At 71.2% G+C, this 22701-nt stretch carries 17 protein-coding genes; 12 read left to right on the forward strand and 5 right to left on the reverse strand.

The window, feature by feature from the left end; all coding sequences use genetic code 11:
• Position 1 precedes the first annotated feature (1 nt).
• From nuoE to recQ, 11 genes are all read left to right on the forward strand, one after another.
• Positions 2 to 730, forward strand: coding sequence for an NADH-quinone oxidoreductase subunit NuoE (nuoE, locus tag ACF08W_RS23615; RefSeq protein ID WP_385208657.1), 729 nt, complete (start codon positions 2 to 4; stop codon positions 728 to 730).
• Complete coding sequence (gene nuoF, locus ACF08W_RS23620) at positions 730 to 2106, forward strand: NADH-quinone oxidoreductase subunit NuoF (RefSeq protein WP_352276010.1); 1377 nt, start codon at positions 730 to 732, stop codon at positions 2104 to 2106. Before nuoE ends, nuoF begins: the two co-directional genes overlap by 1 nt.
• Entirely contained in the window at positions 2103 to 4634 is a 2532-nt protein-coding gene (locus ACF08W_RS23625; protein WP_392280437.1) for an NADH-quinone oxidoreductase subunit G, read from the forward strand. Before nuoF ends, ACF08W_RS23625 begins: the two co-directional genes overlap by 4 nt.
• A complete protein-coding gene (nuoH, locus tag ACF08W_RS23630) occupies positions 4631 to 6034 on the forward strand; it encodes an NADH-quinone oxidoreductase subunit NuoH (protein ID WP_392280438.1) in 1404 nt (467 codons plus the stop codon). Before ACF08W_RS23625 ends, nuoH begins: the two co-directional genes overlap by 4 nt.
• Positions 6027 to 6704, forward strand: coding sequence for an NADH-quinone oxidoreductase subunit NuoI (gene nuoI, locus ACF08W_RS23635; protein WP_392280439.1), 678 nt, complete (start codon positions 6027 to 6029; stop codon positions 6702 to 6704). The genes nuoH and nuoI overlap by 8 nt, the downstream gene beginning before the upstream one ends.
• Positions 6701 to 7528, forward strand: coding sequence for an NADH-quinone oxidoreductase subunit J (locus ACF08W_RS23640; protein ID WP_352276015.1), 828 nt, complete (start codon positions 6701 to 6703; stop codon positions 7526 to 7528). The genes nuoI and ACF08W_RS23640 overlap by 4 nt, the downstream gene beginning before the upstream one ends.
• Positions 7525 to 7824, forward strand: a complete 300-nt coding sequence (gene nuoK / locus ACF08W_RS23645; protein ID WP_352276016.1) for an NADH-quinone oxidoreductase subunit NuoK — start codon at positions 7525 to 7527, stop codon at positions 7822 to 7824. Before ACF08W_RS23640 ends, nuoK begins: the two co-directional genes overlap by 4 nt.
• Before the next feature lie 14 nt (positions 7825 to 7838).
• Positions 7839 to 9734, forward strand: a complete 1896-nt coding sequence (gene nuoL / locus ACF08W_RS23650; RefSeq protein WP_352276017.1) for an NADH-quinone oxidoreductase subunit L — start codon at positions 7839 to 7841, stop codon at positions 9732 to 9734.
• Between the two features lie 4 nt (positions 9735 to 9738).
• On the forward strand, positions 9739 to 11349 hold the full coding sequence (locus ACF08W_RS23655; protein WP_352276018.1) for an NADH-quinone oxidoreductase subunit M: 1611 nt from the start codon (positions 9739 to 9741) through the stop codon (positions 11347 to 11349).
• The gene (gene nuoN / locus ACF08W_RS23660; RefSeq protein WP_352276020.1) at positions 11346 to 13010 is read left to right on the forward strand and encodes an NADH-quinone oxidoreductase subunit NuoN; all 1665 of its coding nucleotides are present in this window, start codon (positions 11346 to 11348) and stop codon (positions 13008 to 13010) included. The genes ACF08W_RS23655 and nuoN overlap by 4 nt, the downstream gene beginning before the upstream one ends.
• 136 nt (positions 13011 to 13146) lie before the next feature.
• Positions 13147 to 15183, forward strand: coding sequence for a DNA helicase RecQ (gene recQ / locus ACF08W_RS23665; RefSeq protein ID WP_392280440.1), 2037 nt, complete (start codon positions 13147 to 13149; stop codon positions 15181 to 15183).
• A 28-nt stretch (positions 15184 to 15211) separates the two neighbouring features.
• Here the strand turns inward: recQ and ACF08W_RS23670 are convergent, their stop codons facing one another.
• From ACF08W_RS23670 to ACF08W_RS23690, 5 genes are all read right to left on the reverse strand, one after another.
• Entirely contained in the window at positions 15212 to 15817 is a 606-nt protein-coding gene (locus tag ACF08W_RS23670; RefSeq protein ID WP_352276022.1) for a Uma2 family endonuclease, read from the reverse strand.
• A 129-nt stretch (positions 15818 to 15946) separates the two neighbouring features.
• Positions 15947 to 16615 (reverse strand): GPP34 family phosphoprotein, encoded by a 669-nt coding sequence (locus ACF08W_RS23675; protein ID WP_392280441.1) that lies wholly within the window; start codon positions 16613 to 16615, stop codon positions 15947 to 15949.
• A complete protein-coding gene (gene fahA / locus ACF08W_RS23680) occupies positions 16612 to 17841 on the reverse strand; it encodes a fumarylacetoacetase (protein ID WP_385207992.1) in 1230 nt (409 codons plus the stop codon). Before fahA ends, ACF08W_RS23675 begins: the two co-directional genes overlap by 4 nt.
• A 124-nt stretch (positions 17842 to 17965) precedes the next feature.
• Positions 17966 to 19960, reverse strand: a complete 1995-nt coding sequence (locus ACF08W_RS23685; RefSeq protein ID WP_385207995.1) for a CocE/NonD family hydrolase — start codon at positions 19958 to 19960, stop codon at positions 17966 to 17968.
• Positions 19961 to 19969: 9 nt separating this feature from the next.
• Entirely contained in the window at positions 19970 to 21469 is a 1500-nt protein-coding gene (locus tag ACF08W_RS23690) for a peptide MFS transporter (protein ID WP_392280442.1), read from the reverse strand.
• Positions 21470 to 21625: 156 nt separating this feature from the next.
• On the opposite strand from ACF08W_RS23690, the gene ACF08W_RS23695 reads away from it, so the two are divergent.
• Positions 21626 to 22636, forward strand: coding sequence for a polyprenyl synthetase family protein (locus tag ACF08W_RS23695; protein ID WP_352276031.1), 1011 nt, complete (start codon positions 21626 to 21628; stop codon positions 22634 to 22636).
• Positions 22637 to 22701 lie beyond the last annotated feature (65 nt).

Below are 22701 nucleotides of genomic sequence, written 5' to 3' on the forward strand. Positions count from 1 at the left end.
GATGCCGCAGCTCCCCGCCCCCGCCTACCCGGCCGAGGTGCGCGCCAGGCTCGAAGCGGACGCGAAGGAGGTGATCGCCCGCTACCCCGGCAGCCGCTCCGCCCTGCTGCCCCTGCTCCACCTGGTGCAGTCCGAGGAGGGCTACGTCTCCCGCACCGGCATGGCGTTCTGCGCCGACATGCTCGGCCTCACCACCGCCGAGGTCACCGCCGTCGCCACCTTCTACACGATGTACCGGCGCCGCCCCAGCGGCGACTACCAGGTCGGCGTCTGCACCAACACGCTGTGCGCGGTGATGGGCGGCGACGCCATCTTCGAACGGCTCCAGGAACACCTCGGCGTCGGCAACGACGGTACGGACATGACCACGGTCGACGGGAAGATCACCCTCGAACACATCGAGTGCAACGCGGCCTGCGACTTCGCCCCCGTGGTGATGGTCAACTGGGAGTTCTTCGACAACCAGACGCCCGAGAGCGCGACCCGACTGGTCGACGACCTCATCGCCGGGCGCACCGTCGAACCCACCCGCGGCGCCCCGGTCTGCTCGTACAAGGAGACCGCCCGCATCCTGGCCGGATTCCCCGACGAGCGACCCGGCGCCGTCGAGGCCACCGGCGGCGCGGGCCCCGCCTCGCTGGTCGGCCTCCGGCTCGCCAAGGGCGAGGAGCCGCACGCGCGCGTCGTCGCCCCGCGCGGTGAACGCCCGACCGACGAGGAGGGGGAGTGATGACGTTGACGACCGAACTCGACGACAACGGAGGCGGGAACGGGGACAGCCCCGAGAAGCTCCTCTCCCCCGTCCTCTCCGCGTTCTGGGACGCACCGGAGTCCTGGACGCTGGAGACCTACCGGCGCCACGACGGGTACGAGGGGCTGCGCAAGGCCCTCGCCATGACGCCGGACGACCTCATCGCCTACGTCAAGGACTCCGGCCTGCGCGGCCGGGGCGGCGCGGGCTTCCCCACCGGGATGAAGTGGCAGTTCATCCCCCAGGGCGACGGCAAGCCGCACTACCTGGTGGTCAACGCCGACGAGTCGGAGCCGGGCACCTGCAAGGACATCCCGCTCCTCTTCGCCAACCCGCACAGCCTCATCGAGGGCATCGTGATCGCCTGCTACGCGATTCGCTCCTCGCACGCCTTCATCTACCTGCGCGGCGAGGTCGTCCCCGTACTGCGCAGGCTCCACGAAGCCGTGCGCGAGGCGTACGAGGCGGGCTACCTCGGCAAGGACGTCCTGGGCTCCGGGCTCGACCTGGAACTCACCGTGCACGCGGGCGCCGGCGCGTACATCTGCGGTGAGGAGACCGCACTGCTCGACTCGCTGGAAGGACGACGCGGCCAGCCCCGGCTGCGGCCCCCCTTCCCCGCCGTCGAGGGCCTGTACGCCTGCCCCACCGTGGTGAACAACGTCGAGTCCATCGCCTCGGTTCCCGCGATCCTGAACCGGGGCAAGGACTGGTTCCGGTCGATGGGCAGCGAGAAGTCCCCCGGCTTCACCCTGTACTCGCTCAGCGGGCACGTCGCGACCCCCGGCCAGTACGAGGCGCCGCTCGGCATCACGCTGCGCCAGCTGCTCGACATGAGCGGCGGCATGCGCCCCGGCCACCGGCTGAAGTTCTGGACCCCGGGCGGCTCGTCCACCCCGATGTTCACCGACGAACACCTCGACGTACCGCTCGACTACGAGGGCGTCGGCGCCGCCGGATCCATGCTCGGCACCAAGGCGCTCCAGTGCTTCGACGAGACCACCTGCGTCGTACGCGCCGTCACCCGCTGGACCGAGTTCTACGCCCACGAGTCCTGCGGCAAGTGCACACCCTGCCGCGAGGGCACGTACTGGCTCGTCCAGCTGCTCCGCGACATCGAGGCGGGCAAGGGGCGGATGTCCGACCTCGACAAGCTCAACGACATCGCCGACAACATCAACGGCAAGTCCTTCTGCGCCCTCGGCGACGGCGCCGCCTCGCCGATCTTCTCCTCGCTGAAGTACTTCCGCGAGGAGTACGAGCAGCACATCACGGGCAAGGGCTGCCCCTTCGATCCCGCCCGGTCCACCGCCTGGGCCGACGACAAGAACGCTCACCAGGGGGTGAACGCATGACAGTCACCACGAGTGCGCCCTCCGGGGGCGGCGAGGCGGCGATCCCGCCCGAGGACCTGGTCACGCTGACCATCGACGGCATCGAGATCAGCGTGCCCAAGGGCACCCTGGTCATCCGGGCCGCCGAACTCCTCGGCATCGAGATCCCGCGCTTCTGCGACCACCCGCTCCTCGACCCGGTCGGCGCCTGCCGCCAGTGCATCGTCGAGGTCGAGGGCCAGCGCAAGCCGATGGCCTCCTGCACCATCACCTGCACCGAGGGCATGGTGGTCAGGTCGCAGCTCACCTCGCCCGTCGCCGAGAAGGCCCAGAAGGGTGTGATGGAGCTGCTGCTCATCAACCACCCGCTGGACTGCCCGGTCTGCGACAAGGGCGGCGAGTGCCCGCTGCAGAACCAGGCGATGTCGCACGGCGAGGCCGACTCCCGCTTCGAGGGGAGGAAGCGGACGTACGAGAAGCCCGTCCCGATCTCCACCCAGGTCCTGCTGGACCGCGAGCGGTGCGTGCTCTGCGCGCGCTGCACCCGGTTCTCCAACCAGGTGGCGGGCGACCCGATGATCGAGCTGATCGAGCGCGGCGCGCTCCAGCAGGTCGGCACCGGCGAGGGCGACCCCTTCGAGTCGTACTTCTCCGGGAACACCATCCAGATCTGCCCGGTCGGCGCGCTGACCTCGTCGGCGTACCGGTTCCGCTCCCGCCCCTTCGACCTGGTCTCCTCGCCTTCGGTCTGCGAGCACTGCTCGGGCGGCTGCGCCACCCGCACCGACCACCGGCGCGGCAAGGTCATGCGGCGGCTCGCCGCCAACGACCCCGAGGTCAACGAGGAGTGGGTCTGCGACAAGGGCCGCTTCGGCTTCCGCTACGCCCAGCAGCGCGACCGGCTCACCACCCCGCTGGTCCGCAACGCCGAGGGCGTCCTGGAACCGGCGAGCTGGCCCGAGGCGCTGGCCGCCGCCGCGACCGGACTGGCCGCCGCGCGCGGCCGCACGGGCGTGCTCACCGGCGGCCGGCTGACCGTCGAGGACGCCTACGCGTACAGCAAGTTCGCCCGGGTCGCCCTGGACACCAACGACATCGACTTCCGGGCCCGCGTGCACAGCGGCGAGGAGGCCGACTTCCTGGCCGCCCGGGTCGCCGGCCGCGGCCGGGACCTCGACAACACGGGCGTCACGTACGGCTCGCTGGAGAAGGCGCCGACGGTGCTGCTGGTCGGCTTCGAGTCGGAGGAGGAGGCCCCCGGCGTCTTCCTGCGGCTGCGCAAGGCCCACCGCAAGCACAAGCAGCGCACGTACGCGGTCGCCTCGCACGCCACCCGGGGCCTCACCAAGGCCGGCGGCACGCTGCTGCCCGCCGCCCCCGGCACCGAGACCGAGTGGCTGGACGCCCTCGCGGGCGGCGTCGGACTCGACGGCGAGGGCGCGGCGGCAGCCGAGGCCCTGCGCGCCGAGGGCTCCGTGATCGTGGTCGGCGAGCGGCTGGCCGGAGTGCCGGGCGGGTTCACCGCCGCGCTGCGGACGGCCACCGCGACCGGGGCGGCGCTGGTGTGGATCCCGCGCCGGGCCGGGGAACGCGGCGCGGTGGAGGCGGGCGCGCTCCCGTCGCTGCTGCCCGGCGGCCGTCCGGCGACCGACCCGCGGGCCCGCGGCGAGGTGGCCTCCATCTGGGGCGTCGGCGAACTCCCCGGCCGCTTCGGCCGCGACACCGGCCAGATCATCGAGGCCGCCGCCACCGGCGAACTGGCCGCGCTGCTGGTCGCCGGGGTCGGGACCGAGGACCTGCCGGACCCGGCCCGCGCCCTAAAGGCCCTGGACCGGGTCGGATTCCTGGTCTCGCTGGAGCTGCGGCCGAGCGAGGTCACCGACCGCGCCGACGTGGTGCTCCCGGTCGCCGCGGTGGCCGAGAAGCCCGGCACGTTCCTCAACTGGGAGGGCCGGGTGCGGATGTTCGACGCCGCGCTGAAGCCCGAGCAGATGACCCGTACGCTCGCCCCGGCCGACGCCCGGGTGCTGCACATGCTGGCCGACGCCATGGCCCGTACCGGGAACGTGACGGCCGCCGCCCGCTTCGCGCTGCCCGACCTGAAGTCCGTACGCCGCGAGCTGGACCGGTTCGGCGGCTGGACCGGAGCGCACGGCGCCGAGCCGAACGAGGCGGCGCGCCCGCTGCCCCGGCCCGGCGACGGCGAGGCCGTCCTCGCGGGCCACCGGATGCTGCTCGACCTGGGCCGGCTCCAGGAGGGCGACGAGGCGCTGGCCGGCACCCGGCACGCCGCGGTCGCCCGGCTCTCCCCGGCCACCGCCGCCGAGGCCGGGGTGAAGGACGGCGACCTGCTGGCCGTCACCGGCCCGACGGGCAGCGTCACCTTCCCGCTGCGGGTCACCGACATGCCGGACCGGGTGGTCTGGGTGCCGCTGAACTCCGCCGGGCGGGGCGTGCTGGCCGACACCGGTGCCCTCCCCGGCGGCCTGGTCCGGATCGGCCCCGCCACGCCGGGGACCCCCGACGTCACACCGGAGGTGGGGGCGTGAGTGCCTTCGCGCAACTGGCCGCGGCACCGCACAGCGTCGTGCTCGCCGCCGAGGACCTGTCGATGTTCGGCACCGACCCGTGGTGGCTCGTCGTCATCAAGGCGGTGTTCTGCTTCGCGTTCCTGATGGTGACCGTGCTCTTCTCGATCGTGTGGGAGCGCAAGGTCGTCGCCTGGATGCAGCTGCGCATCGGCCCCAACCGGCACGGTCCCTGGGGCATGCTCCAGTCGCTCGCCGACGGCATCAAGCTGATGCTGAAGGAGGACGTGATCGTCAAGCGCGCGGACAAGGTGGTCTACGTCCTCGCGCCGATCATCGCCGCCGTCCCGGCGTTCATGGCGATCGCGGTCATCCCCTTCGGCCCGTCCGGCAACGAGGTCTCGATCTTCGGGCACCGCACCACGATGCAGCTCACCGACCTGCCGATCGCGATGCTCTACATCCTCGCGGTCGCCTCGGTCGGGATCTACGGCATCGTCCTGGCCGGCTGGTCGTCCGGATCGACGTACCCGCTCCTGGGCGGTCTGCGCTCCTGCGCCCAGATGATCAGCTACGAGATCGCGATGGGCGCCGCGTTCGCCTCGGTCTTCCTCTACTCCGGGTCGATGTCGACCTCGAAGATCGTGGAGGCCCAGCAGGACCGGTGGTTCATCCTTCTGCTGCCGGTCTCGTTCATCATCTACATCGTCACGATGGTCGGTGAGACCAACCGGGCCCCGTTCGACATGCCGGAGTCCGAGGGCGACCTGGTCGGCGGCTTCAACACCGAGTACTCGTCCATCAAGTTCGCGATGTTCATGCTCGCCGAGTACGTCAACATGGTCACCGTCTCCGCCGTCTCCACGACCCTGTTCCTGGGCGGCTGGCGGGCCCCGTACCCGATCAGCACCTTCTGGGAGGGCGCGAACCACGGCTGGTGGCCGATGCTCTGGTTCGTCATCAAGGTCCAGCTGCTCCTCTTCTTCTTCATCTGGCTGCGCGGCACGCTGCCCCGGGTCCGCTACGACCAGCTGATGAAGCTCGGCTGGAAGGTCCTCATCCCGGTCTCGGTGGTCTGGCTGATGCTGGTCGCCACCGTGCGGGCGCTGCGCAACGAGGGGTACGACTTCTCGGGGATCGTGCTGTACGTGGCCGGGGCGGTGCTCGCGATCCTGCTGCTCTCCTTCGTCGCCGACCTCTTCCGCGACAAGAAGGAGCGGGCCGCCGACGCGGCCGCCGGGCCGGAGCCGGCCTTCGACCCGATGGCGGGCGGATTCCCGGTGCCGCCCCTGCCCGGACAGACCCTGCCGCCGGTGCCGCGCCGCAGGCCGCGGGGCGAGCGGGAGCTCGTTGTCAGTGGCGGGGCGGATACTCAGAGTGACGGAAACGCGAGTGACGGAAAGGAGGCCGACGGTGTCTGAGTCGCCCAACTCCCCGGGGACTCCGGGGTCCGAGGGATCCTCGGGATCTTCCGGATCCTCCGGAGAGAAGTTCCTGAACCCCGTCGCCGGCTTCGGCGTGACCTTCAAGGCCATGTTCAAGAAGCGGCTGACCGAGCAGTATCCGGAGACGCCGAAGGTGACGGCGCCGCGCTTCCACGGCCGGCACCAGCTCAACCGCCACCCGGACGGGCTGGAGAAGTGCGTCGGCTGCGAGCTGTGCGCCTGGGCCTGCCCGGCCGACGCGATCTACGTCGAGGGCGCGGACAACACCGACGAGGAGCGCTACTCCCCGGGTGAGCGCTACGGCCGCGTCTACCAGATCAACTACGCCCGCTGCATCCTGTGCGGACTGTGCATCGAGGCCTGCCCGACCCGGGCGCTGACGATGACCAACGAGTTCGAGCTGGCCAACACCACCCGCGAAAGCCTCATCTACACCAAGGACGAGCTGCTCGCGGGCCTGGAGGAGGGCATGGTCGACACCCCGCACGCGATCTTCCCGGGGATGGACGAGCAGGACTACTACCGGGGTCTGGTCACCGAGGCCGCCCCCGGTACGGAACGCCAGACCGCCGTCTCCAAGGGCGAGAAGCCGGACGACGACACCCACCACGAGAACAACGGCTCGGCGCAGGGGGTGGGCGCATGACCGCCCTGGCCGCCGCGGCCTCCCAGACCTCGACCGGCGAGGCCGTCCAGTTCTGGGTGCTCGCCGTCGTCGCCGTGATCGGCGCGCTGTCCACCATCCTCATGAAGAAGGCCGTGCACAGTGCGCTGAGCCTCGCCGGGACCATGATCGTCCTGGCGGTGTTCTACCTCGCCAACGGCGCGTACTTCCTGGGCATCGTCCAGATCGTCGTCTACACCGGCGCGATCATGATGCTCTTCCTCTTCGTGGTCATGCTGGTCGGCGTCACCGCCGCCGACTCGCTGAAGGAGACCCTGAAGGGCCAGCGCTGGCTGGCCGCGGGCTGCGGCCTCGGCTTCGGGGTCCTGCTGATCGCGGGCATCGGCAACGCCTCGCTGAGCAGCTTCAACGGGCTCGGTACCGCCAACACCGAGCACGGCGGAAACGTGGAGGGGCTGGCCAGCCTCATCTTCACCAAGTACGTCTTCGCCTTCGAGATCACCGGCGCCCTGCTGATCACCGCGACGGTCGGCGCGATGGTGCTCACCCACCGGGAGCGCACCGAGCGCGCGAAGACCCAGCGCGAGCTGTCCGAGGAGCGGGTGCGCGGTACGCAGCTCCCGCCGCTGCCCGCCCCCGGCGTCTACGCCCGGCACAACGCGGTGGACATCCCGGGTCTGCTCCCCGACGGCACGCCCTCCGAGCTCACCGTCATGGGCACCCTGCGCGACCGCGGCCAGATCCGCGACGTCTCGCACGAATCGCTGGACCGACTCCGGGCGCTGGAGCAGCGCTCCGAGGAGCGGCTCGGCCGGGACAACGAAGAAGAGGAGGTCGCCAAGTGAATCCGGTCAACTACCTCTATCTCGCTGCCCTGCTGTTCACCATCGGTGCGGCCGGTGTGCTGATCCGGCGGAACGCGATCGTGCTGTTCATGTGCGTGGAGCTGATGCTCAACGCCTGCAACCTCGCGTTCGTGACCTTCTCCCGGATGCACGGCAATCTCGACGGCCAGATCATCGCCTTCTTCACGATGGTCGTCGCCGCCGCGGAGGTCGTGGTCGGGCTCGCGATCATCGTGTCGGTGTTCCGTTCCCGCCACTCGGCCTCGGTCGACGACGCCAGCCTGATGAAGCTGTAAGGGGACGTTGAATCGTGGAGAACCTGATCGCGCTGCTCGTGGCGGCGCCCCTGCTCGGAGCGGCGGTCCTGCTCTGCGGCGGACGACGGCTGGACCGCGCCGGGCACTGGCTCGGCACCCTGCTCGCCGCCGCCTCCTTCGTCATCGGCGTCGTGCTCTTCCTCGACATGCTCGGGAAGGGCGCGGAGGACCGGGCCCTGCACCAGAAGCTGTTCAGCTGGGTACCGGTCGAGGGCTTCCAGGCCGACGTGGCCTTCCAGCTCGACCAGCTGTCGATGACGTTCGTCCTGCTGATCACCGGTGTGGGCACCCTGATCCACATCTACTCGATCGGCTACATGGAGCACGACGAACGCCGCCGTCGCTTCTTCGCCTATCTGAACCTGTTCCTCGCGGCGATGCTCCTGCTGGTCCTCGCCGACAACTACCTGCTGCTGTACGCCGGGTGGGAGGGCGTCGGCCTGGCGTCGTACCTGCTCATCGGCTTCTGGCAGCACAAGCCCAGCGCGGCCACCGCCGCCAAGAAGGCGTTCCTGGTCAACCGGGTCGGCGACATGGGCCTGTCGATCGCGATCATGCTGATGTTCACCACCTTCGGCACCTTCGCCTTCGGCCCGGTCCTAGAAGCGACCGGGGAGACGAGCGAGGGCAAGCTGACGGCGATCGGCCTGATGCTGCTCCTCGCGGCATGCGGCAAGTCGGCCCAGGTGCCGCTCCAGTCCTGGCTCGGTGACGCGATGGAGGGCCCGACCCCGGTCTCCGCCCTCATCCACGCCGCGACCATGGTCACCGCGGGCGTCTACCTCATCGTCCGCTCCGGCGCGATCTTCAACGGGGCGCCGGACGCCCAGCTGGTCGTCGTGGTCGTCGGCGCGGTCACCCTGCTCTTCGGGGCGATCGTCGGTTGCGCGAAGGACGACATCAAGAAGGCCCTCGCCGGTTCGACGATGTCGCAGATCGGCTACATGATCCTGGCCGCCGGGCTCGGCCCGATCGGCTACGTCTTCGCGATCATGCACCTGGTGACGCACGGCTTCTTCAAGGCCGGGCTCTTCCTCGGCGCCGGTTCGGTCATGCACGGCATGAACGACGAGGTCGACATGCGGAAGTTCGGCGGCCTGCGGAAGTACATGCCGGTCACCTTCATCACCTTCGGCCTCGGCTATCTGGCGATCATCGGATTCCCCGGACTGTCCGGCTTCTTCTCCAAGGACAAGATCATCGAGGCGGCGTTCGCCAAGGGCGGCACCGAGGGCTGGATCCTCGGCTCCGTGGCCCTGCTGGGCGCCGCGATCACCGCGTTCTACATGACGCGCGTGATGCTGATGACGTTCTTCGGCGAGAAGCGCTGGCAGCCCGACGCGGACGGCAACGAGCCGCACCCGCACGAGTCCCCGAAGTCGATGACCATCCCCATGATCGTCCTCGCCTTCGGCTCGGTCTTCGCCGGCGGGCTGTTCTCCATCGGCGACCGCTTCCTGAACTGGTTGGAGCCGGTCACCCAGCACAGCCACGGACACGCGCCCGTCAGCGCCACGACGGTCACCGCCGCCACCATGGTGGTCCTCGTCGTCGGCGTCGCCCTCGCCTGGGCGATGTACGGACGCAAGCCCGTTCCGGTCACCGCCCCGCGCGGCTCGCTGCTCACCCGGGCCGCCCGCCGCGACCTCCTCCAGGACGACTTCAACCACGTGGTCCTGGTCCGCGGCGGCGAGCACCTCACCCGCTCCCTGGTCTACGTCGACCACACCCTGGTCGACGGCGTCGTCAACGGCACGGCGGCCTCGATGGGCGGTCTCTCCGGCCGGCTGCGCAAGCTGCAGAACGGCTACGCCCGCTCCTACGCGGTCTCGATGTTCGGCGGTACGGCGGTCCTCATCGCCGTGACCCTGCTGATGAGGGCGGTCTGATCACATGTCCTTTCCCCTCCTGACAGCGACCGCGGCGCTCCCGGCGATCGGGGCGGTCGCCACCGCCGCCGTCCCGGCCGCGAAGCGCACCGCCGCGAAATGGACGGCGCTGGTCTTCTCGCTGGCCACGCTCGTCCTGGCGGGCCTCGCGCTCGCCCGCTTCGAGCCCGGCGGCGAGCGCTACCAGCTCACCGAATCGCACGCCTGGATCAAGGACTTCGGCGTCCGCTACGAACTGGGCGTCGACGGCATCGGCGTCGCGCTCATGGCGCTCACCGCCCTGCTGATCCCCTTCGTCATCCTGGCCGGCTGGAACGACGCCGATCCGTCCCCAAGCTCTCAACTCCGTTCGAGCGGGGGAGGCCCCAACGAGACGAAGCCGTATCGATGGCGCCCGACCCAGGGCTTCTTCGCCCTGATCCTCATGGTCGAGGCGATGGTGATCCTCTCCTTCGAGGCCACCGACGTCTTCCTCTTCTACATCCTCTTCGAAGCCATGCTCATCCCGATGTACTTCCTCATCGGCGGCTTCGGGGACCGGGCGCACTCCGGGAGCGACGAGAACGCGGCGGCGCAGCGCTCGTACGCCGCGGTCAAGTTCCTCCTCTACAACCTGGCCGGCGGGCTCATCATGCTGGCCGCCGTGATCGGCCTCTACGTCGTCGCGGGGACGTTCTCGCTGTCCGAGATCGCCGAGGCCCGCGCCAACGGCTCGCTCTCCATGGCGACCGGCACCGAGCGCTGGCTCTTCCTCGGGTTCTTCTTCGCCTTCGCGGTGAAGGCCCCGCTGTGGCCGCTGCACACCTGGCTGCCCAACGCGATGGGCGAGGCGACCTCCCCGGTGGCCGTCCTGATCACCGCGGTCGTCGACAAGGTCGGCACCTTCGCGATGCTCCGCTTCTGCCTCCAGCTCTTCCCGGAGGCCAGCAAGTGGGCGACGCCGGTGATCGTCGTCCTGGCGCTGATCAGCATCGTCTACGGGGCGCTGCTCGCCGTCGGCCAGCGCGACATCAAGCGCCTGATCGCCTACGCGTCGATCTCGCACTTCGGCTTCATCATCCTGGGCATCTTCGCGATGACCAGCCAGGGCCAGTCCGGCGCCACGCTCTACATGGTCAACCACGGGATCTCGACCGCCGCGCTGATGCTGGTGGCGGGCTTCCTGATCACCCGGCGCGGCTCCCGGCTCATCGCCGACTACGGCGGGGTCCAGAAGGTGGCGCCGATCCTGGCCGGCACCTTCCTGATCGGCGGTCTGGCGACCCTGTCGCTGCCCGGGCTCGCCCCGTTCGTCAGCGAGTTCCTGGTCCTGGTCGGCGCGTTCAGCGCCTACCCGGCGGCGGGCATCGTCGCCACCACCGGCATCGTGCTCGCCGCGCTCTACGTACTCGTCCTCTACCAGCGGACGATGACGGGCCCGGTGAAGGCCGAGGTCCAGGGCATGGCGGACCTCAAGGTCCGGGAGCTGGCGGTGGTCGTCCCGCTGATCGCGCTGCTGCTCTTCCTGGGCGTCTATCCGAAACCGCTGACCGAGATCGTCAACCCGGCGGTGCAGCACACCATGTCGGACGTCCAGAAGAAGGACCCCCAGCCTGAGGTGGAGGCCGCCAAGTGAGCGCAACAGCTGTCCACGGTCTGTGGACGACGGCGGGCGGGGTGACGGCGGCCGCCCCCGTCGAGAGGTTCAAGGCGCCGGTCATCGAGTACACCCAGCTCATGCCGGTCCTCATCGTGATCGGTGTCGCCGTGGTGGGCGTGCTCGTCGAGGCGTTCGTGCCGCGCCGGGCCCGCTACTACACGCAGGTCTTCCTCACGGTCGTCGCGCTGGCCGCCGCGTTCGCCTCGGTGGTCGGCCTGGCGGCCAGCGGCTACGCGACGACGAAGGCGCACATCGCCGCGATGGGCGCCATCGCGATCGACGGGCCGACGCTCTTCCTGCAGGGCACCATCCTGCTGACCTCGCTGGTCGCCGTCTTCACCTTCGCCGAGCGCAGGCTCGACCCCGCCTCGCACGGCAACCACGTCGACTCCTTCGCCGCCCAGGCCGCCTCGGTCCCCGGCAGCGACAGCGAGAAGGCCGCGGTCAAGGCCGGGTTCACCACCACCGAGGTCTTCCCGCTGGTGCTGTTCTCGGTGGCCGGGATGCTGGTCTTCCCGGCCGCCAACGACCTGCTGACGCTCTTCGTGGCCCTGGAGGTCTTCTCCCTCCCGCTCTACCTGCTCTGCGCCGTCGCCCGCCGCAAGCGGCTGATGTCGCAGGAGGCCGCGGTGAAGTACTTCCTGCTCGGCGCGTTCTCCTCGGCCTTCCTGCTCTTCGGGATCGCCCTGCTCTACGGGTACGCGGGCTCCGTCTCGTACGCCCGGATCGCCCAGGTCGTCGACGGCTCGGTCACCCAGATCGACCCGGCGCTCGCCGCCACCATGGGCAACGACGCGCTGCTGCTGATCGGCGGCGCGATGATCCTCACCGGCCTGCTCTTCAAGGTCGGCGCCGTGCCCTTCCACATGTGGACCCCGGACGTCTACCAGGGCGCCCCGACCCCGGTCACCGGCTTCATGGCCGCGGCCACCAAGGTCGCCGCGTTCGGCGCGCTGCTGCGGCTGCTGTACGTGGTGCTGCCGGGCCTCGCCTGGGACTGGCGCCCGGTGATGTGGGCCGTCGCGATCGTCACGATGCTGGGCGGGGCGATCGTCGCGATCACCCAGACCGACATCAAGCGGCTGCTGGCCTACTCCTCGATCGCGCATGCCGGGTTCATCCTCGCCGGTGTGATCGCGACGACCCCGGACGGCATCTCGTCGGTCCTCTTCTACCTCGGCGCGTACTCCTTCGTGACGGTCGGCGCCTTCGCCGTCGTCACCCTGGTGCGCGACGCGGGCGGCGAGGCCACGCACCTGTCGAAGTGGGCCGGGCTCGGCCGCCGCTCGCCGCTGGTCGCCGCGGTCTTCGCGGTGTTCCTGCTGGCCTTCGCCGGTATCCCGCTCACCTCCGGCTTCTCCGGGAAGTTCGCCGTGTTCAAGGCGGCGGCGGACGGCGGCGCGGGCGGACTGGTCGTGGTCGGTGTGATCTCCTCCGCGATCGCCGCGTTCTTCTACATCCGGGTCATCGTGCTGATGTTCTTCAGCGAGCCGAAGGCGGACGGCCCCACGGTCGCCGTCCCGTCGCCGCTGACGATGACGACGATCGGGGTGGGCGTCGCGGTCACGCTGGTGCTGGGCCTGGCCCCGCAGTACTTCCTGGACCTGGCGAGCCAGGCGGGGATCTTCGTGCGGTAGCGCACCGCGCACGCCACGAACAGCGCCGGACGGGCCTTGCCGAGTCAAGCCCGTCCGGCGCTGTCGTATGCGGCGCCTATCGTGGCAGGGAGACGGCAACACGGAGCAGGGCAGAGCGATGGGCGCGGGCGGAACGATGGATGTGACGGAGAGCGACGCACGGCGGACGCTGCACAAGGTGTTCGGCTACGAGGCGTTCCGCGGTGAGCAGGAAGCGATCGTCGACCATGTGGTGGCCGGCGGCGACGCCGTCGTGCTCATGCCCACGGGCGGCGGGAAATCCCTCTGCTACCAGATCCCGGCCCTGGTCAGAGCCGGTACGGGCGTGGTGGTCTCCCCGCTGATCGCCCTCATGCAGGACCAGGTCGACGCGTTGCGGGCGCTCGGCGTGCGCGCCGGGTTCGTCAACTCGACGCAGGACTTCGACGAGCGCCGCTCGATGGAGGCGCAGTTCCTCGCCGGTGAGCTCGATCTGCTCTACCTGGCCCCGGAGCGGCTCCGGCTCGACTCCACGCTCGACCTGCTCGCGCGCGGCGAAATCTCCGTCTTCGCGATCGACGAGGCGCACTGCGTCGCCCAGTGGGGCCACGACTTCCGCCCCGACTACCTGGCCCTCTCGGTCCTCGGCGAGCGCTGGCCCGACGTACCGCGCATCGCGCTGACCGCGACCGCCACCGACGCCACGCACCAGGAGATCACCCGGCGCCTCGGCATGCCCGACGCCAAGCACTTCGTCGCCAGCTTCGACCGCCCCAACATCCAGTACCGGATCGTGTCCAAGTCCGACCCGAAGAAGCAGCTCCTCACCTTCCTCAAGGAGGAGCACGCCGGGGACGCGGGCATCGTCTACTGCCTCTCGCGCAATTCGACGGAGAAGACCGCCGAGTACCTCTCCCGCAACGGCATCGAGGCCGTCCCGTACCACGCGGGGCTCGACGCGGGCACCCGCGCCGCCCACCAGTCCCGGTTCCTGCGCGAGGAGGGGCTGGTCGTCGTCGCGACGATCGCCTTCGGCATGGGCATCGACAAGCCGGACGTGCGGTTCGTCGCCCACCTCGACCTGCCGAAGTCGGTCGAGGGCTACTACCAGGAGACCGGCCGCGCCGGCCGCGACGGGCAGCCGTCCACGGCCTGGATGGCGTACGGCCTCCAGGACGTGGTCCAGCAGCGCAAGCTCATCCAGGGCGGCGACGGCGACGAGGCGTTCCGCCGCCGCGCCGCCTCCCACCTCGACGCGATGCTGGCCCTGTGCGAGACGGTCCGCTGCCGCCGGGCGCAGCTCCTGACGTACTTCGGCCAGGTGCCCACCACGACGGACTGCGGCAACTGCGACACCTGCCTGACCCCGCCGGAGAGCTGGGACGGCACGGTGGCCGCGCAGAAGCTGCTGTCGACGGTGGTGCGGCTGAAGCGGGAGCGCGGGCAGAAGTTCGGCGCGGGCCAGATCATCGACATCCTGCTCGGCCGCCGCACCGCGAAGGTCATCCAGTTCGACCACGACCAGCTCTCCGTCTTCGGCATCGGCGAGGAGCTGAGCGAGGCCGAATGGCGCGGTGCCGTACGGCAGTTGCTCGCGCAGGGGCTGCTCGCCGTCGAGGGCGAGTACGGGACGCTGGTGCTGACCGAGGAGAGCGGCTCGGTCCTCGGGCGGCAGCGCGAGGTCCACCTGCGCAAGGAGGCGCCGAAGCCCGCGTCCCGGTCCACCAAGGCCGAGCGCAGGACGAAGTCGCAGGCGGCCGCCGCCGAGCTGCCCCCGGAGGCCGTTCCGGTCTTCGAGGCGCTGCGGGCCTGGCGCGCCGCACAGGCGAAGGAGCAGGGCGTCCCGGCGTACGTCATCTTCCACGACGCGACCCTGCGCGAGATCGCCGCGGCCCGGCCGGACTCGGTCGCCGCGCTGGGCGGCATCAGCGGCCTGGGCGAGAAGAAGCTGGCGACGTACGGGGAGGGCGTGCTGGAGGTCCTGGCGGAGCTCGGCGAGGCGGCGCCCCAGGAGTCCCCGGCGCCCCAGGAGTCCTTGGCGGCTCCGGAGTCCCGGACGGCCCCGGAGCCCCGGGCGCCCGAGGCGACCCCGGCGGCCCAGGATCCCGCCCCGGCGCCCCGCGCCCAGGCCCCGGCGGCGCCCTACGACGACGCGGAGTTCGGCTGGGACGAGGAGCCGCCCGAGTACGCGTGAGCGCGCGGGCCGGGTGGCGGGCGGTCCACTACCGCTCCGCCGCCCGGCGCCGCGCGGTGATCTCCGTGAGGTCGAGATCGACGGGGAAGGGGACGGAGACCTTCATCCGGTCGTGGAAGATCCCGGTGGAGGTGTAGGCCCCGGTCGACGGCTCCAGCTCGAAGACGTAGACCACGGCCCGGTCGTCGTGGTTCTCCACCCGCCAGTAGTGCGGGATCCTCGCCCGCGCGTACTTCACGGGCTTGGTCTCGCGGTCCCGGGTGACGGATTCCTCGGACACGACCTCGATCGCCAGCAGCACGCTGTCCGCGGGGAAGCGGGTCTGCCGCAGCCCCTCGACGACGTCCGCCCGCACGATGACCACATCGGGTTCGGGCCTGTTCTGGAAGTCGACGTCGATGGTGAACTCGCGGAAGACCTCCAGGTCGGCCGGAGCGAGGGACTGCAACTGCCACTTGAGGTAGTCGATCGCACGCTCGTGAAATACGGTCTGCGGACTCACGAAAACAAGGCTCCCGTCGATCAGCTCCGTGTGTGGAGGCAGATTCGGGAGTGTGTCCAGGTCATCGGCGGTCCAGCCGCCCACGGGCGGAACCGCCCACCGCGGCTCGTTGGCCTCGGGTCCGACGCTCATCAGTGCTCCCATGACGTGGAGTCTCGCGGGGCTTTTCAGCGTATCCGTCGGGAACGGGACATGGCTCCCCCGAACGCGTGAACGCCTGGTGCGTGGCTGACCAGGGGCTTTCCAGGGGAGCCGGGTCCGTCAGTCGTCGCTGGAGGAGGTCTTCGAGGTGAAGGACGGGGCGCGGTGGGACGACCGGTCCCGGCGGACGTTGTGGTGGACGGCGCGGGCGGCCCAGTCGTCGTCGATCAGGCCGTGCATCGTCCAGCTGGACCGCAGCCCGCCCCGCCCCACCTCCGACGCCAGGCCGACCGCTGCGACCAGGGCGGCCAGCGCCCGGCCGCGCGGTTCCGGGAAGCCCGCGGCCTGTGCGGCGGCGAAGCGGTCGCGGACCGCGAGCGGCAGGCCCGGGTCCTCGGCCAGATGGCGGTGGAACGGCAGCAGGCCCAGCAGGCGGCCGGTCTCCCGGCGCAGCACCGAGCGGCGCACCAGGTGCTCCAGGCAGAGCTCCCCGGTGTACTGCCCGGTCTGCCGCACCCAGCCCCGCGCGCCGAGTCCGCGCGCCCGCGGGGTCGCCAGGCTGTCCAGCACCTGCCCGAGAAAGGGGTCCGCGGGAGCGGGCAGGCCGGTCACCCCGACCCGGCCGCGCTCCTCGGTGACCCGCCCCTGGAGCTCCAGCTCCCGCAGGGCCGCGCCGGCCGTCCCGTACTCCAGGGACCGGGCGCGGCACAGCGGCCGGCCGCGCAGCGGGTGGAGTGCGAGCAGCAGCAGTTCTTCGGGGAGCGTGAGCTCCGGGGCGGGCTGGGTCATGACGCGGGGACGATCCGGCCGGTGACCTCGCCGATGCCGATCCGGGTGGAGTCCGGCCCCGGCGCCCAGGCGGTCAGCGTCACCGTGTCGCCGTCCTCCAGGAAGGTGCGCTTGCCGTCCGCGAGTTCCAGCGGCTCGGTGCCGTTCCAGGTCAGCTCCAGCAGGGAGCCGCGCTGTCCGGGCTCGGCGCCGCTGACGGTGCCGGAGCCGTACAGGTCGCCGGTGCGCAGCGAGGCGCCGTTCACCGTCATCTGGGCCAGCATCTGGGCGGCGGTCCAGTACATGGTGGAGAACGGCGGCTCCGCGACCGTCTCGCCGTTGATCGCGACGGAGATCCGCAGGTCGAGGCCGCCGGGCTCGTCCGCGTCGGCGTCGTCCAGGTAGGGCAGGAGCGGGAGGTCGCGGGCCGGGGGCGCGATCCGGGCCGCCTCCAGGGCCTCCAGCGGGGTCACCCAGGCCGACACGGAGGTGGCGAAGGACTTGCCGAGGAACGGGCCGAGCGGGACGTACTCCCACGCCTGGATGTCCCGCGCCGACCAGTCGTTGAGCAGGCAGAGCCCGAAGACGTGGTCCCGGAAGGAGCCCAGCGGGACCGGGGTGCCCTGCGCGGAGCCGACGCCGACGACGAAGCCGACCTCGGCCTCGATGTCCAGCTTGACGGAGGGGCCGAAGACCGGGGCCGGGTCGGCCGGGGCCTTGCGCTGGCCGGACGGGCGGACCACGTCCGTGCCGGAGACGACGACGGTGCCGGAGCGCCCGTGGTAACCGATCGGCAGGTGCTTCCAGTTGGGCGTCAGCGCCTCGGCGTTCGGGCGGAAGATCTTCCCGACGTTGGTGGCGTGGTTCTCGCTCGCGTAGAAGTCGACGTAGTCGCCCACCTGGTACGGCAGGTGGAGGGTCACGGCGTCCAGCGGGTGGAGCAGCGGCTCGATGTCCGCGCGGTGCGCCGGGACGGTGACCCAGGCGGTGAGGGCCCGCCGGACGTCCCGCCAGGCGGTGCGGCCCGCCGCCAGCAGGGCGGTCAGGTCGGGCTGGGCGAGGAGGCGCGCGTAGGGCGAGCCGAGCGCGTGCGCCGCGGCCCCGGCGTCCAGGACGTGGTCGCCGATGCGGACGCCGACCCGGCGGTCCTCGGGGTGGTCGGGGGTGGAGAACACACCGTAGGGAAGGTTGTGCGGGCCGAAGGGGTCGCCCTCGGCCAGATCGAGCGGGCTGCTCTGCTCGGGCATGTGTTGCTGCCTCGCTTTCCAGGTCGCTTGGGGGACACGTTACGTCGGCGCCGCCCCGTCGCGGGAGTGTCCCAACTGGGGCCGATGCCCGGAAAGTTCCACGGTGTCCGGGCACCGGCCCGGCTCACCCCGCCGTGCGCGGGATGCGCCGCTCCCAGGTGCGGTGGAAGACGACCTCGCCGCCCTCCGTGCAGACGACCTCGTCGGAGGTGACGAAGTCGTCCGCGTCCGCGGTGATCTCCGAGCGGGTCGAGATCCGCACGTCCCAGGCCAGTTCGGGCCGGTGCAGCCGGACCGTCCAGTCGGAGCGGGTGCGGGCGGAGAGCGGGTCGTCCTCCTGGATCGTGTACGTCTCCAGGGCGTCCTCGGTGAACTCCAGGCCGTCCGGGTAGACCCGGGTGCCGCCGTAGCGGGGGTCGACCTCCAGCCGCCACTCGCCCTTGGCGACGTCCCGGACCACCAGCCGCTCCGGGCGCTGCTCGTCGAGGGTCGCCGGGTACACCACGCCGAGCGGCTCCGACTGCTCCGGTTCCTCGAACCGGATCTCCGGCTCCGCGGCGGCGCGGCGCACCGGCAGCTCGACCTGGCTGCCGTCGGCGTCGAGGGTGAAGCCCACCGAGCCGGCCTGCGGCCAGATCCACGGCCAGTACGCGGAGGAGACCGCGAGCCGGATGCGGTGGCCGGGCGGGAAGGTGTGCCCGATCCCGTTCAGCTCGAAGGTGACGTCCTCGGTGGCGCCGGGCGGCCACTCCACCACCCGGTCGCGGCCGTGCCGGGCGGAGAGGTTCAGCGCGCCCCGGGTGACCAGGGTGGAGGAGCCGTCCGGGGCCACGTCGCAGAGCCGGGCGATCGCCTGGCCGCGCGGTACGTCCATCCGGATGCGCAGCGTCACCCGGGGGCGGCCGAGGATCTCGATCGGGGCGCCCTCGACCGGGAACTCGAAGCAGACCGACTTGGCGTCCTCGTCGCGCTGGTCGGGCGGCAGGTCGGCGTCGTTGCCGAACGGGAAGAAGCGCCCGGCGTCCAGCCCGGTGCGCTGCGGCGAATCGACGGTCTGCGGGCCGCCGCCGAGCGCGTACGCGACGGGGGAGACGTTCGGGGACGGCCAGGCGTCGTCCCCGACCCAGCGCCCCGGCAGCGTCTCGTAGACCGTGGCGGGGCGGTGCGAGGCGCTGATCCAGGACCGCAGCAGCGGCTCGGCCATCACGCCGGTGTCCTCGTCCTTCAGGTGCTGGTCCCACCAGCGCAGCGTCTCCTGGAGGAAGCCGATCGACGGCCCCGGCGGCAGCCCCCGGTCCGGGTACTGGTGCGACCAGGGCCCGATCAGCCCGCGCACCCGGTCCGCCGGGAGGTGCTCGACGAGCCGGAGCACGGTGTCGCGGTACGGGTCGTGCCAGCCGCCCACCGCGAGGACCTTCGCCCGGATCGCGGAGTAGTCCTCGCAGACGCTGCCGTGCTTCCAGTACGCGTCGCGGGTCTGGTGGGCCAGCCAGGTGTGGATGAACGGCTCGACCTTCTCCAGCCGCTCCAGCCACATGTCCTTCCAGCCCGCGCCGACGTGCGCCGGGTCCGGCGGGCGGGAGACGAAGGCCAGCATGGTGGCCGCCCAGGCGTGCATGTCGACGCCGAGGACCGAGCCGCCCATGTAGTGGACGTCGTTGTCGTAGCGGTCGTCGGTGGAGCAGACGGTGACGACCGCCTTCAGCGGCTCGGGGGCCAGCGCGGCGATCTGGAGCGAGTTGAAGCCGCCCCAGGAGATGCCGAACATGCCGACCCGGCCCGAGCACCACTCCTGCTCGGCCAGCCAGTGGACGACGGCGACGCCGTCCGCCAGTTCCGTCGCGTCGTACTCGTCGCCCGGCATCCCCTCGCTGTTGCCGTGGCCGCGCACGTCGACGCGGACGGAGGCGTAGCCGTGTCCGGCGTACCAGGGGTGGCGCTGCCAGTCGCGCGGCGCCGTCCAGTCGGTCAGCCGGTACGGCAGGTACTCCAGGAGCGCGGGCACCGGCTCCTCGGTGACCGGGCGCCAGACCCGGGCGTACAGCAGGGTGCCGTCCGGCAGCGGGATGCGGACGTCCTCGCGGACGGTCTCGTACGGGAACGTGGTGCGGATGTGCATGGTGGTACCTCAGTGGACGGGGTGCATGGTGCGCCTGAGCCAGGGGGCGGAGGCGACGACGGCCAGGCCGCCCACCACCGCGATCGCGCCGTTGACGCCGAAGTAGACGGGGTTGGAGACCTCGCCGTAGACCTTCACGACCTGGGCCTGGATGCCGTTGGCGAGGGCCAGCGAGAGGAACCAGAGCGCCATCGTCTGGCTGGTGAACGCCTTGGGGGCGAGCTTGGTGGTCGCGGACATGCCGGAGGTCTCCAGCAGGATGTCGCCGAGGCCGAGCAGCAGGTAGGAGCCGACGATCCACCAGGCGGCCATCTTGTACGTGTCGCCGGTGTGGCCCGAGGTGGGCAGGACCATCAGCAGGAACGACAGCCCGCCGAGGATCACCCCGATCGCGATCTTGTTGGAGGCGTGCGGCTGGCGCGGCCCCATCCGTGCCCAGACGGCGGCGACCACCGGGGCGAGCGCCACCTCGAAGGCGCCGAGCGCGGAGGCGTACCAGCTCGCCGGGAAGTGGAAGCCGAGGATCTCGGTGCGGGCGTTGGTCGACGCGAGCAGCATCATCGTCGAGTACGCCTGGAACAGGATGAAGTTGAACACCACCGAGGCCAGGAAGAGCACCACGTACGGGCGCAGCCTGCCGCGTTCCTCGGCCGTGACCCGGGGGCTGCGGAACATCACCGCGAAGTACACCACCGGCGCGATCACCGAGATCAGGGTGAGCAGGTCGACGAGGCGGCCCATGGTGAGCCACCCCGCCAGGGACAGGGCGGTGGCGAGGACGGCGACGACCACGGCCCCGGCCACGATGAGCCGTACGGCCCGCCGCATCGCCTCCGGGGAGAGGGCGAATTCGGCCGAGTGCTTTCGCCCGGCCAGGTGACGGCGGCCCAGTACGTACTGGATCAGGCCGAGGGTCATGCCGAAGGCGGCGGCCGAGAAGCCCCAGTGCCAGCTCGCGTGGTCGCCGAGCCAGCCGGTGACCAGCGGGCCGAGGAACGCGCCGATGTTGATGCCCATGTAGTAGAGCGCGAATCCGGCGTCCCGGCGCTCGTCGTCGGTGCGGTAGAGCTTGCCGACCATGGTGGCCACATTGGGCTTGAGCAGGCCCGTTCCCGCGCTGATCAGTCCGAGGCCGGTCCAGGTCATCGCGTCGGTGGGCACCGCCATGGCGTAGTGCCCGCAGGCGATGAGGACTCCGCCGTAGAGCACCGCGCGGTACGAGCCGAGCATCCGGTCGGCCAGCCAGCCGCCCGCGACGGACACCAGATAGACGAGTGTGCCGTAGGCGGCCGAGACCGAGGCGGCGGTGCCGGGCGACATGCCCATGCCGCCGCGGGACACCGTGTCGGCGAAGTAGAGGACCAGAATCGCCTGCATGCCCAGGAACGAGAACCGCTCCCAGACCTCCAGGCCCGACAGGGTCATCAGACCCCGTGGCTGGCCGAAAAAGGCATGGTCGTCCGTGCGGGGCGGTTTGGTCGGCTGGGTGTCGGAGGCCGTGGGGGACAAAGGGAGAACTCCTGATCGTATGAGCTGATCCCGAACATACCGGCGGTGGCGGGAAGGCGCCCACGGTGATCCAAAGGGGACCGGATACGCTGACTTGAGTGATGGCAGCGACACATCGACATTCCGTGTGATCGACAGCAGACAGGAGAACCCCTCGTGACCGTCGTCGGGCCGTTCGGGCTGAGCGTGCGGGACCAGGCGCTTGAGGCCGGTGTCCAGGCCGGTTTGGCCGCTGTCGAGTCCGGGCTGCTCGATGCCACCAAGAGCAGCGTGCCCTTCATCACGGAGGCCGCGCAGCACCTGGTCCGCGCCGGGGGCAAGCGCTTCCGGCCGCTGCTCGGGATACTGGCCGCCCAGTTCGGTGACCCGGACGCGCCGGGCGTGGTGCCCGCCGCCGTCGTCGTCGAGCTGACGCACCTCGCGACGCTGTACCACGACGACGTGATGGACGAGGCGGAGGTGCGCCGCGGTGTGCCCAGCGCCAACACCCGCTGGAGCAACTCGGTGGCCGTGCTGACCGGCGACTTCCTCTTCTCCCGGGCCTCGCACATACTGGCCGACCTCGGCCCTGAGGCCGTGCGCGTCCAGGCGGAGGCGTTCGAGCGGCTGGTCACCGGCCAGATCCTGGAGACCGCCGGCCCGGCCGAGGGCGCCGACCCGGTGGAGCACTACCTGGAGGTGCTGCGCGGCAAGACCGGCTCGCTGATCGCGGTGGCCTGCCGCTTCGGCGCGATGACGGCCGGCGCGGACGATGCGGCGGTCGACGTGCTGACCCAGTACGGGGAGCGGCTCGGCGTCGCCTTCCAGCTCGCCGACGACGTGCTCGACATCGCCTCCGACTCCCACGAGTCCGGGAAGACCCCGGGCACCGACCTCCGCGAGGGCATCCCGACGCTCCCGGTGCTCCATCTGCGGGCCCGGGCCGCGGCCGAGGGCAGGCCCGAGGACGTGGAGCTCGTCGAGCTGCTCGACGGCGACCTCGGTGACGACGCCCGGCACGCCGAGGCGCTGCGCAGGCTGCGCGCCCACCCGGCGCTGGAGCAGGCCCGGCGGGACACCGTGCGGTACGCGGAGGAGGCGCGCGCCACGCTGGCGCCGCTGCCCGACGGCTACGCGAAGGCCGCGCTGTACGAGCTGTGCGACGCGGTGGTCCACCGCGCGGGCTGAGAGCCTGTCGGGCGGCCTCCGGCCGAGCTGCCACGTCCTGTCCGCCCATCGGCCGAAGGCCACCC

This window comes from Streptomyces sp. NPDC015144 (assembly GCF_043079735.1).
Classification (GTDB): domain Bacteria; phylum Actinomycetota; class Actinomycetes; order Streptomycetales; family Streptomycetaceae; genus Streptomyces.

What these genes read in the sequence shown, in the direction of transcription:
- ACF08W_RS23670 (WP_352276022.1), bottom strand. Translation starts at nt 15,817, where the DNA reads ATGAGCGTCGGACCCGAGGCCAACGAGCCGCGGTGGGCGGTTCCGCCC.
- ACF08W_RS23655 (WP_352276018.1), top strand. Translation starts at nt 9,739, where the DNA reads ATGTCCTTTCCCCTCCTGACAGCGACCGCGGCGCTCCCGGCGATCGGG.
- ACF08W_RS23685 (WP_385207995.1), bottom strand. Translation starts at nt 19,960, where the DNA reads ATGCACATCCGCACCACGTTCCCGTACGAGACCGTCCGCGAGGACGTC.
- nuoF (WP_352276010.1), top strand. Translation starts at nt 730, where the DNA reads ATGACGTTGACGACCGAACTCGACGACAACGGAGGCGGGAACGGGGAC.
- ACF08W_RS23675 (WP_392280441.1), bottom strand. Translation starts at nt 16,615, where the DNA reads ATGACCCAGCCCGCCCCGGAGCTCACGCTCCCCGAAGAACTGCTGCTG.
- fahA (WP_385207992.1), bottom strand. Translation starts at nt 17,841, where the DNA reads ATGCCCGAGCAGAGCAGCCCGCTCGATCTGGCCGAGGGCGACCCCTTC.
- nuoE (WP_385208657.1), top strand. Translation starts at nt 2, where the DNA reads ATGCCGCAGCTCCCCGCCCCCGCCTACCCGGCCGAGGTGCGCGCCAGG.
- ACF08W_RS23640 (WP_352276015.1), top strand. Translation starts at nt 6,701, where the DNA reads ATGACCGCCCTGGCCGCCGCGGCCTCCCAGACCTCGACCGGCGAGGCC.
- recQ (WP_392280440.1), top strand. Translation starts at nt 13,147, where the DNA reads ATGGATGTGACGGAGAGCGACGCACGGCGGACGCTGCACAAGGTGTTC.
- ACF08W_RS23625 (WP_392280437.1), top strand. Translation starts at nt 2,103, where the DNA reads ATGACAGTCACCACGAGTGCGCCCTCCGGGGGCGGCGAGGCGGCGATC.